Source organism: Paenibacillus sp. FSL K6-2859 (assembly GCF_038008265.1).
In the GTDB taxonomy this organism is placed as follows: Bacteria; Bacillota; Bacilli; order Paenibacillales; family Paenibacillaceae; genus Paenibacillus_AQ; species Paenibacillus_AQ nitricinens.
Window position 1 is genome coordinate 4,366,442 of record NZ_JBBOYU010000001.1, and the last position, 11,716, is coordinate 4,378,157.

Consider the following 11,716-nt stretch of genomic DNA (forward strand, 5'->3'; position numbering starts at 1 on the left):
AGTTATTACGACATTTAGGAATTGTCAATTCAAAAAAACTGCTGGCAGTTCCCCATTGAGAAGCGCCTTGGAAAGCACCTCTGACTTGTTCTTTATGTAGTGATAAACATAATAATAATTGGCTTTGCGGGAAAGCAATGATTTAGCTTTAACCAAAAATCCCGGGGCAGAGATAAAAGACTGGTTGAACAGGTTAGCAGATTTGAAGCTGGCAAGCTTAAGCGCATCGGTATTTATCACCCCGTCGCTACCCTCCCGACGATCTAAACCCGCAAGTAACATCATAGGCTCTACCGATACCTTATTTACCTCTATCGCAATCATTGCATTTTTCAAATGCCAAGACTTATTACGATCATTACCGAGAATCAAAAAAAGCCCTACGACCGAAAGGACCGTAGAGCTTTTTTACCGTTCACTAGCTAGACTGACAGTGTTAATTTAGAAAGAAAGAATCCCCGAAGTATGAAGCAACACCAAGAACACCAGAATCGGCGCAACATACCGGAGCATAAACAACCAAACGCGGAACCAACCTGCTTTAAGTCCAGCCGCTTCTGCTGCCCCTTTCCAGAAATAACCGGCAAAGATGGTAACAAGCAGACCGCCTAGTGGCAACATAATGTTAGAAGTGACAAAATCCACCCAATCAAACAAAGCTTTGCCGCCAAACGATAACTCAGGAACCATTCCCAGTGACATCGCCGAAGGAATACTGAGGAGGAAACATACTAATGACAAAATCCAAACTGAACGTTTCCGGCTCCAATTCCAGCGCTCCATCGCGAAAGATACAGGCACCTCAAGCAGAGATACGGCAGATGTTAAAGCGGCAATCGCCAGCAAGATAAAGAACAAACCACCAAAGAATGCACCAAAAGGCATTGCTGAGAAAGCTGCTGGCAAAGCAATGAAAATTAGCGAAGGACCTTGATCAGGAGCAATGCCGAATGAGAATGTCGTCGGAAAAATAATTAACCCTGCGATAAACGCATATAACAAATCTCCCGCTCCGACTGCGAGTGCAGCAGTTCCTAGCGACTGTTTTTTATCCACATAAGAGCCGTAAGTCAAGAGAATCCCCATCCCAAGCGAAAGTGAAAAGAAGGCATGTCCCAATGCGACTAGCGCAGATTCTGCATTCAGTACCGAAAAGTCTGGTTTTAAGAAAAAGGCTACTCCTTCGTTTGCACCTGGTAAGGTTACTGCGCGAATCATTAATACAATTAAGAGAACGACCAGACCAGGAATCAATACCTTATTAAATTTCTCAATCCCGCCTGATACTCCAAGAATAACAACACCCGCCGTTATAAGGATTGCTATCCCCTGCCAAACCATTGGCATAGGTCCAGATATAAAGGAGTTGAATTCACCTGCATAATTACTGGAACTGAACAATTGTCCATTGAAGGCAATCATTGCGTAGTTCAACGTCCATCCTGCAACAATGATATAAAAGGAAAGAATTAAAAATGGTGCAAGGACTTGCAGAAAGCCGACTGCCATCCAGTTCTTCCCGCCTCCGGCTCGTACAAATGCAGTAGCCGCGCTTCCACGTCCGCTACGACCGATGGCCAACTCTGCCAGCAATACGGGTAAACCGATCAACACCAAACATACAATGAAGAGTAGGAAGAAAGCCGCTCCCCCATTTTCACCAGTAATATACGGAAATTTCCACATGTTCCCCAGTCCTACTGAGCTCCCGATGGCTGCGAAAATAAAGCCGGCGGAAGAGAAACGCTCCTTCTTCTCTGAGAGAAGATTTTTTTCACCTTTAAATTGATTCATTCTTATGCCCCGTTTTCTTTTTTTTCTTTTTTAGACCTCATTATAGCCTATGTTAGCATGATCGTCATATGAAAATTTTCTGAATGTTTTTAGTATTTTCAATAATTATCCAATTCAGTCATGAAATTCATCGCAATAAAAAAAGAGCTACATGTTCTAGTCATGGACTAGAACATGTAGCTCCTTCTTCAAATTCTTTTTCTACAAAGCGATTATTCTTTTACAGCACCAACCACAATCCCAGTTACAAAGAAACGTTGCAGGAAAGGATAAACCAATAGAATTGGCAAAGCACTTATGAAAATCTGCGAGGCCCGGATGGTTCGTTGTGATAAATTAGCAACGGCTGCCGGATCAAGCTTAGACATATCTGCCTGAACGATAATCGTCTGCATAAACGTTGCTAACGGAAGCTTGTCTGCATCTCTGATATAAATAATACCGTCAAAGTATGCGTTCCAGTGTCCTACCATAAGGAATAGAGAGACGGTTGCAATAACAGGTAAGGAGACCGGTAAATATATTTTTACAAAGGTCTGAAAGTGTCCTGCCCCATCAATAAAAGCTGCTTCCTCAAGATCTTTAGGTACGGTACGGAAGAAATTCAGAAGCAAAATGATGTTAAATACAGCAACTAATCCAGGAAGAATAAGTGCCATCAATGAATTCATAAGACCAAGCTTCAGAATTAGAATGTAACCCGGTATCAGACCACCGCTGAACAGCATGGTGACAACAAAATACCAAAGATAAACGTTTCTTGCCCGAAAGACTCTTGTTTCCTTAGACAGCGCATAAGCTGCAACCGTATTTACCACCAGCGCAAGTCCTGTTCCGAGTACTGTCCGTTCCACAGACACCCACAAGGAGTTAAGGAAATTGACATTATTAAACGTCTTTGCATAGGCTTCAAAGGTAAAGCCAATCGGCCAGAATGTGACTAATCCAGCATTAGCAGGTGCGGATGCACTAAGAGATACCATGAGTAAGTGGTACAAAGGTAGCAGGCAGAGCACGGAAAGGATAGTCAAGCATACATTATTGATAATACTGAATATTCGATATGGAATTGTTTTATGGTACATCAGTTGTCATCCTTTCTAGAAAATTCTGTACCCTGCAAATCTATAAGCAAGTCGGTAAGAGACTACGATTAAGACTAAGCTAATTAACGATTTGAATAGATTAACTGCGGTTGCGAAACTGAACTGTCCGCTTAGCAGACCTTCTCTATACACGAAAGTATCAATGATATCTCCCTGCTGATAGATCAATGGACTGTACAAGTTAAATATCTGGTCAAAGTTTGCGTTGAGCACATTACCCAGTGCCAAGGTGGCGATTACGATAGCGATTGGGATTAACGCAGGAATTGTGATATACATCGTTTGTTTCCAACGCCCCGCCCCATCCACTTCAGCAGCTTCATAAAGTGATGGATTGATACCCGAAAGTGCCGCTAAAAAGATAATCGTATTGAAACCAAACTCTTTCCAAACATCACTAGCAATGATAGTGAACCTGAACCAGTTGCCGTCTCCTAGGAAGAAAATCGGCTTGATGCCGAATACAGATGTGAGGAATTGATTGACAATACCTGTCTGAGCAAGGATATCAATAAGAATCCCTGAAAGTGTAACCCAAGACAGAAAGTGCGGAAGATAAACGAGTGTTTGAATCGTTCTTTTAAGGCCCATTCTTCTTACCTCATTAAGCAATAAGGCGAAGATAAACGGAATAATCAAGTTCAAAACAATTTTGGAGCAAGCAAAAAATAACGTATTCCACGTAATGGACAGGAAATAATCATTCTCCCACATGTACCTGAAATGCTTAAGTCCGACCCACTCGGAATCAAAAAAACCTAGTGCAGGTTTATAGTCTTGAAATGCCATAAGAATTCCGGACATCGGAATATAAGAAAAAATAAAAACCATGATTGCCGCTGGCAACACCATAAAATGGAGAATCCATGGTTGATTAAAGCGTTTTTTTCTTTTTTTACTCGGCTGACTTTCTAGGCTCGCCTGTGGTATCGAGTTAACCTCCATATTAGCCTCCATAGCTCTCTCCTGTTCCCAAAAAAAATATTTTGTGTGTGATGGGGATCTCTGCTATAAATAGTATCAGGCGTTTCTCAGGTTTGACTATATAACATTGTTAGGCTTGATAGGGTTTTATTAGGACAACATCTGGAGGGGCATTTATGAATTTATGGAAGCGCTTTACAATACTTAGAGGAAACTTACAATCTCGATTTAGTCTGTTTGCCAAAATAAACAGCTTGATCATACTTCTTTTCATTCCCATCATTATCATGTATACCTTTTCAAATAATGTCACCTTCGAGGTAGTAGGCAAAGAATTGCAGACGTCCAATACGAAACAACTCACTTTTTTATCCAATCAGATCGATTCGCGAATTAATCAGATGATGGACTTCACCCTTATTCTTTCAAGAGATCCCAACGTCAGGGCATTCAATGGACTAAATGTATGGGAAGATCGATATGATCAGATGCAGACCAGATATATTCTTCAGGAAAAGATGGTGCTTCAAGCTGGGGTTACAGATATTTGGCCGACCAGATACGCCGTTCATTCACAGCAGAATAAAGATGTCATCGCCAATTACGACAGAACCATCGGGTATGATGAGGATTATTTAAAAGCAAATATGAGCGGAAGATGGACGTATGGTGATCATGGTGTGGAATCTCAAGGCGATCTAAAATCCTTTTACTGGTTCTTAACGGATTCTTTAGCACAACCGGGGACGTTAACAGGAAGTAGCCTAGTGATTGAAGCCAGCTTCAGTTATACGAACATTCAGAACATGCTTGATTCGTACAAAGCAGGTGGGCAGGGCGATCCGTTCTTTTATCACAAAGGGGAAAAACCGATCCTCAACCGCAGCGCGGACAAGCAGCTATCCGACGAACTAGTTAATTACCTGGATAATCACTCTCCGGAGAATACAACTCAGGATGTAGTGAAGCTAAATGGGAAGAACTATTTGGTCAGTTCTGTGAAATCAGCCTCTTTGGATTGGCATTTAGTAGATGTTGTCCCCCTTTATCAAATTCTCAAACCAATTTCTCTTAGTCGGGATTTATTCTATATCACAATGATCCTGCTGTTTGTTGTGGGAGTATCCTCCTCCATTCTGCTATATAGAAACGTTCAATATCCGATTAAAAAACTAGTCAGTGGTTTACAACGCGTACAACAAGGAGATTACTCCGTACGGCTTCATAGCAATGAGCAAAATGAGTTTTCGTTTCTGTTCCGTCGTTTTAACGATATGTCCCATCAAATTCAAGACCTGATAGAAAATGTATTTAATGAAAAGATCCGTGCTCGAGAAGCTACCCTGAAGCAGCTTCAAGCGCAAATTAATCCACATTTTCTCTATAACTGTCTTGGTTATATTATCAATATGGCCCAGATGAAAGATGAGGACGCTGTCGTCTCCATGGCTTATAATCTAAGTGCATACTATCGTTATACCACCCGGATGGAACGGGAGACAGCTTCTTTGGAGGAAGAAATCAAGCTCTTAGTCAACTATTTAGATATACAGAAACTGCGTAATGGCAGAATTGATTATCATATTGATATTCCTGAGGATATGCTTAGCCAATCTGTACCTCGCCTAATGCTTCAACCTATGGTGGAGAATTCTGTGATTCATGGCGTAGCGAAGTCCTATTCCTCAGGCGAAATTAAGATTAGTGGTGAGAAGTCCAACGGCTTCTGTAGAATTTATATCGATGACGATGGTCCCGGCTTGAATCCGGATCAGCTAGAAGCATTAAACCGTAAAATGCAGGAGCCTTTGCAGGAGGAAATGGGTTGTGGTCTTTGGAATACAAATCAGCGGATCATTCACCTGTTCGGCAATCATTCAAGTCTTACCTTCAAGCCATCCCCTCTCGGTGGATTCCGAACAGAAATTATCTGGGAAATCCCAACTGAGGATGATAGTTATAAATTAAAGGAACATCAAGGAGACTAACAACATGCAGATGATCATAGTAGACGACGAAGCACACTGGGTAGATAATCTTTCCATGACTAAACCCTGGCATACGCTGGGAATTGAACATGTGCATAAAGCTTATTCCGCACGTGAGGCGCTACAAATTATCGATACGCATCCCATTGATATAGTAATCTCAGATATTCAAATGCCAGAAATGACGGGAATTGAATTGATAGAGCGGATAAGAAAACATAACAAAAAAATTAAATGTATTATATTATCCGGCCATTCAGAATTCGATTATGCCAAAAAAGCACTTCAGAACAAGACCGTGGATTACTTGCTTAAACCGCCCACTGATGATGAATTGCTCGGAGCCGTCAAAAATGCGATCAATCAATTGAATGCTGAATGGGAGCTTATAAGTTCTCTTAAACGAACCCAGTTTACCCTCCGGGAGAACCTTCCTGTTTTACGGGGGCGATTGCTACTGGATGCCTTACAAGGTCATCGTTTTCAAGCCGGTGAATGGGAACGGAAGCTCGTGAGTTACGATCTGCCCTTCCAATCCGGAGAATCCGCATTGATGCTGGTACGAATGGAAGAAGAATTCAGAGAATTTGATAATACCGATCAAACCTTAATTGAATATGCGATTATTAATATGGCTGAAGAGATTATGGGAGAATTTATGGAAGTCTGGGGCGTTAAAGAGGAACATGGATATCTCGTGTTTCTGCTCCAGCTTAAAGAACAAGGAACTGACCTTGGAAAAGAATCCATATTAGAGAAGCTTTCTCTACAACTTCAATATAAGGTTAAGCAATTTCTGAAAGGCTCACTATCCATTGTAATCACGGAGTGGTTCAAGTTTCCTGAGCAGCTATCGAATCGATTCCATCAGGCCTCCTCTTCTTTCCGCCAAATTGTCGGAGATGAGCGAGAATTCATTATGCGGGTCAGTGACTTAGAGCTTCCCTCAGCACACGGGCCTTTAGACGCTCTTTATACCCCTCCCTCTTTGATTCATCTTTTGGAGAGTGGACATTGGGATGCGGCCGAAGAGAAATTACTTGCCGTCTGTGCCGAGCTGGATGAGAAATGGTCTGAATCCTGGGAGCATTGCATGGAGGCTGGTTTTTTAATTACAGCTTCTTTCACGAATCTTGCACATCGCAATGGTCATACACTGGCAAACTTAATGGGGACCGACATAGAAGCGTTGCAGAGCGGGGATGCTTTTACCAGTATTAGTAAACTGAGAAAATGGTCGCTAAGTATTCTAGCTAATCTAAAAGAAGGCACATCCAACGAAATCAAAGATATCCGTTCCGAGTATGTGAAGAAAATTCAAGATTATACGGATAAGAACTTGCATGATGATGTATCATTACGTGTTCTGGCTGACCATGTAAATCTCCATCCGACCCATTTATCAAAAATTTATAAGATCGAAACAGGTGAAGGCATTAGCGATTATATCTCGCGCTTGCGGATGGATCGTGCCTGTCATAAACTGAAGACCACCAATAAAAAAGTCTATGAAATCAGCATGGAGATTGGATATATGGACCCTGCTTATTTTATCAAAGTATTCAAACGGCAGTTTGGGGTAACGCCGCAGGAATATAGAGATACTAACAAATAACATGATAGAGTCCTATCGAAACTAAAAATCTCATATAGATGACATCCCCGACAAGTTGTTAAAGTTACACTTGTAAAGATCATACACAGTAGGGGGAATTGAAGAATGATCAAGTTCAAGAAAATGTGGTCGCTTCTCACGGTCACAGCACTTATCACTCTCACAGCATGTGGCAGTAGCGGCACATCTAATGAGAACGCCAAAAATGGTAACGCTACCAATAATACCCAATCCGAAGCAGATGCTGCTTTCGCAAAAGGCAAATACGATCCACCGATCGAGTTCAGTGCCGTATTGATGCCTAAGAAGTATGTTCAAGGTGATACCAAAGAAAACAACGTTCACGATCGCTGGATGCTTGAAACATTGGGTATGAAGCATAAAGATACTTGGTATCCTGCAAATGACGATCAATACAGACAAAAGCTTCAACTTGCCATTGCTTCCGGCGAAAAGCTTCCTGATTTCGTTTTTGCACCAACTAACGCAGTATTGACCAATCAGCTTATTGATTCCGGTCAGTTCATCGCTATCGATGAGTTGTTTGATAAGTATGCAAACAAAATTCTGAAAGATCACGTTGCAGCACATCCAGAACTTTGGTACCCATTCACTAAAGACGGTAAGAAATATAATCTGCCGATCCTTGAATATACCGACAATGATGATACGCTCTTGTGGTTACGTGAAGATTGGATGGAAAAGCTGAAGCTGGAAGCGCCTAAGACCATCGCCGATCTTGAGAACATCATGGACAAATTTAAGAACGAAAACCCTGATGGCTTAGCGCCTAAAGATGTGTACCCGCTTGCAATTTCTTTGAAAAACAACACAAATACCTGGATGGGCCAACTAGACTGGTTATTCGGGGCATACGGTACAATTGAGGAACAATGGAACAAAGATAAAGATGGCAATCTTGAATATGGTTCCATTAACCCAGGTGCTAAGCAAGCACTCGCAAAGCTTAGCGAATGGATGGATAAAGGATATATTCACACGGACTCCGCCCTTTGGGATGAAGGTAAATCCGCTGAGAGCTTCACGAAAGGTGCAGCTGGTATTCTGCCAGGCGCCAACTGGGTTCCAGACTGGCCTGCTCCCGATCTTATGAAGAATGTACCTGGAGCGAAGATTAAAGGTTATCCGGTTCCAGCAGGACCCGATGGTTTGATTGGAACCAAATGGCAGAATTCCGGTGTAAATGCTAGTATCATGATTAACAAAGATGCTAAGCATCCAGAAGCAATTTTCTTGTACTATAACTACTTGCTTGATAATTTAGCTAACCCTGCTGCAGGCAGTCAATATGAATATGGCTTTGCTAAAGGTTATGACTGGGATATGATTGATGGACAACCAACAAGTGATAAAGACAAGATTAAAGACTTCTCCAATGAGTTCCCATTCTTAACAGGTCCGGCCCGTATTCCTGATCTGTTTATGAAGACTTTGGTTAAACTTGCTGACGGCGAGACACCTGTAACACCTTATGAGAAACAAATGGCAGAGTTCCGTAAACCAGAAAACTGGGCGGCAGGAAAAGTGGTTATGTCACAACTAGACGTTCGTAAACAAAACTACTTTACTGGTGCTGCTACACCAACGATGGTTTCCAAATGGAACCTGCTTCGTCAGTCTGAAATGGAAACTTTCAACAAAATTATTTATGGCAAACTGCCAGTAGACTCCTTTGACCAATTCGTTGCCAATTGGAAATCCAATGGCGGTGACCAAATCACCAAAGAAGTTAACGAATGGTTCAAGTCTGTATCCGCGCCAGTAACCACAAAATAAACTTTAACAACCATAGGAACAAGCCGGAGCGTGCATTCGCTCCGGCTTGTTTTTGTATAAACCGTATTAACTTTCAATCTCTAATCTACAGTTCTATTTCTTCAGTGTAATCTTATAATCCTTTTCCAAATATTTATGAATTCGCTCAAAATCAGCAGGAGTTAGATCCGCTAAACGCTTACTCTCCTTGCCAAGGATAATCCCGATGGTCTGTGCCGCCAGAGCGGTCGTTGGCATGATGCGGGCGCTGCCGTAAGCCTTAATATTAGCTCCTACATTTTTCCCCACTACTAGCACATTGTCATAAGATTTCAATTCAAAAGAGCGTAAAGGTAAACCATAACGGTCCGGTTTACCAAAGCCAATTCCGGTAGGAATCGTTTTAGTTCCTTGAAGATCGATGGAATAACCGCCAATGCTGACATTATCCCAGAACATCGTCCCATTCATTAGATCAGAATACTCAAGCACATAATTAGTCTCATGACGGTTGTAATCCCTAATATAAAGATACTCAGGAAATCCATTAAGCTCTGCTTTGGAGAATCCAGGTATATTACTGCGTAAAAAAGCTAATATACTAGGGGCTGCGGCTCTAGCCTTTGTAATCGCAGATTGAACAGACTTCGGATCAGCAGGATTCACGTTATAAATAAGAAGGCCGTTTATAATAACCTGTCCATTCTTCTGGTTCGTTGCATTCAGTCCACGAAGCTTAAGATCACTGTTATCCGCTTTGAACTTATTGGTAATATTGCTGAACCCTGTGGCGAAATTCCAATCGACGTAGGTGTTAGGGCCATATTTGTTACGAACATTCGTTAATGGATAATCTTCCAGAATGGCTTGATGCAGTCGGTTCCAGTCTACATTTTTGAAATTCAACATATAAGTGGCCGCCATATAATCCGCTTGTTTCCCCTTATAAATACTTTCCATACCTGGAATTCGTTTAACCTGCAAGTGACTGCTTAGCGCATTAAAATCTGTATTTTCAACCCAGTATTTAGACTGTATAGTAGTTTGAGTGCCATCCTTAGTATGATATGTAAGAGTCTTTAGTGCCTTATCTTTATTTGATGGAACAGTAGCAACGGCATCAATGACAATTCCACTTTTTAAAGGAATCCCTTTAATTACTTTGTTGAAATACTTCTCGAACTCTTCCTTTTTACGTATAGATCCAGCCTTATAAGCTGTGAACAGATCTTTCATTTCCCCTTGCACGAGACTCCGCTTCTTATTGTCGTTCACATCATCCAGGAAAAACATCTGCCCTTGAATCAATTCACCGCCTGGCTTACTTCGAGGATCTAAGATCATCACTTTTAAGCCCAAGTTCTTGGCCTCTCTGGCCAATAAAACACCTTGAATCTCACTGCCAATGACAACAACATCATAACTTGCTGCTGTAGTTGGAATGCTTGTCTGAGCTACCGCTACTTGTGGAGCAAAGCTTCCATAAACCATAATAAATGCCGTAATCAGAAGACCAAATACGAAATAACCTTTTTTTCTCTCTTTTAACATCTTATAATAATTCTCCCTGTTTTTTATTGAAAGCATCCTATTATTTATCGGCTTCTCGATTTGTTTTATTAAATTGACTCTGTACTTTAATTAATACGGATAGCTGTCTCCTTATTTATTCAATCATGGTTTTTATCATGCAAAAAGCCGCGATTACGCGGCCACATACAAATATGTTCACTGTACTATCGCAAATCGAGCAACTCATCCTTCGACGAAAATTGCCAAAATCATTTAGAAGCGGCTTTCAGCCTTCGATTCCGACAAACTCAAATAGTCGAATTTCACTGAACAGCCTTCACCTTGGGGAGATTGTGCGACAACACCAGCTACGCATTCAGCACCTTCATTCATTCCAAAATATCGGATCAGTGACCAGTTCGCTCCGTCCTCTGAATAGGAGAAAGTAACACAATGATTTTGCTTGGTGATACGCAAATATGGATTATCTACACCAACTTGTACGGAGTTACAATCATCTGACATTCCTTCTCTGGTTACCACAGACACGATTATGGGATACTGTCCGTCAAACTCAAAGCAAATCTTGGCCCAGTTATAATGGTCCATCATAAACATGAGGCATCCTGAATCATATTTATGCCGCATATTGACACTAATTCTGGTCGTCATTTCAAAGGAAGTACCCACAGGGGTAGATAAAAATGGCGCTGAGCTTGCGAAATGTTTACCTGCCGGGTCTTGGAAAAAGTCTGATTTGGGAGGTGCTATTAATGTCAGTTCATCTAAATCTGTGAATTTCCAGGTTTCGGGACGATTCATCCAGATCAGTTGTTCTCTTGTCTCGTTTACAAATAAGTTATTAGTCATTCTAATTCTCCTATCATGAATGATTTTTGATTACAAATTTTCCTTTCTCTGTAATAATGGCAGGTAGTTTTTATTTTTACAATCAATGATGCAACAATATTGAAATAATCACATAATTTCCTAAACAAACC

At 41.3% G+C, this 11,716-nt stretch carries 9 protein-coding genes; 3 read left to right on the forward strand and 6 right to left on the reverse strand.

What is annotated here, in order from left to right; genetic code table 11:
* Positions 1 to 24: 24 nt before the first annotated feature.
* The 4 genes from MHB64_RS19565 to MHB64_RS19580 all read right to left on the reverse strand — a co-directional run bounded on the left by MHB64_RS19565 (position 25) and on the right by MHB64_RS19580 (position 3,845).
* On the reverse strand, positions 25 to 324 hold the full coding sequence (locus tag MHB64_RS19565) for a hypothetical protein (RefSeq protein ID WP_341135185.1): 300 nt from the start codon (positions 322 to 324) through the stop codon (positions 25 to 27).
* A gap of 117 nt (positions 325 to 441) precedes the next feature.
* Positions 442 to 1,794, reverse strand: a complete 1,353-nt coding sequence (locus tag MHB64_RS19570) for a sodium-dependent transporter (RefSeq protein WP_280786435.1) — start codon at positions 1,792 to 1,794, stop codon at positions 442 to 444.
* Positions 1,795 to 2,006: 212 nt separating this feature from the next.
* Complete coding sequence (locus MHB64_RS19575) at positions 2,007 to 2,879, reverse strand: carbohydrate ABC transporter permease (protein ID WP_042129067.1); 873 nt, start codon at positions 2,877 to 2,879, stop codon at positions 2,007 to 2,009.
* A 15-nt stretch (positions 2,880 to 2,894) separates the two neighbouring features.
* Complete coding sequence (locus tag MHB64_RS19580) at positions 2,895 to 3,845, reverse strand: ABC transporter permease (RefSeq protein ID WP_094869622.1); 951 nt, start codon at positions 3,843 to 3,845, stop codon at positions 2,895 to 2,897.
* A 155-nt stretch (positions 3,846 to 4,000) separates the two neighbouring features.
* Between MHB64_RS19580 and MHB64_RS19585 the strand changes: the two genes are divergently transcribed.
* The 3 genes from MHB64_RS19585 (at position 4,001) to MHB64_RS19595 (ending at position 9,224) form a co-directional block, all read left to right on the forward strand.
* Entirely contained in the window at positions 4,001 to 5,812 is a 1,812-nt protein-coding gene (locus MHB64_RS19585) for a sensor histidine kinase (RefSeq protein ID WP_094869543.1), read from the forward strand.
* A gap of 4 nt (positions 5,813 to 5,816) precedes the next feature.
* On the forward strand, positions 5,817 to 7,427 hold the full coding sequence (locus tag MHB64_RS19590) for a response regulator transcription factor (protein ID WP_094869542.1): 1,611 nt from the start codon (positions 5,817 to 5,819) through the stop codon (positions 7,425 to 7,427).
* Between the two features lie 105 nt (positions 7,428 to 7,532).
* A complete protein-coding gene (locus tag MHB64_RS19595) occupies positions 7,533 to 9,224 on the forward strand; it encodes an ABC transporter substrate-binding protein (protein ID WP_094869541.1) in 1,692 nt (563 codons plus the stop codon).
* Positions 9,225 to 9,317: 93 nt separating this feature from the next.
* Here the strand turns inward: MHB64_RS19595 and MHB64_RS19600 are convergent, their stop codons facing one another.
* Both MHB64_RS19600 and MHB64_RS19605 read right to left on the reverse strand, forming a co-directional pair.
* Positions 9,318 to 10,754, reverse strand: coding sequence for an FAD-dependent oxidoreductase (locus tag MHB64_RS19600; RefSeq protein ID WP_341135186.1), 1,437 nt, complete (start codon positions 10,752 to 10,754; stop codon positions 9,318 to 9,320).
* A gap of 234 nt (positions 10,755 to 10,988) precedes the next feature.
* On the reverse strand, positions 10,989 to 11,585 hold the full coding sequence (locus MHB64_RS19605) for a DUF1349 domain-containing protein (RefSeq protein WP_094876296.1): 597 nt from the start codon (positions 11,583 to 11,585) through the stop codon (positions 10,989 to 10,991).
* Positions 11,586 to 11,716: the final 131 nt, after the last annotated feature.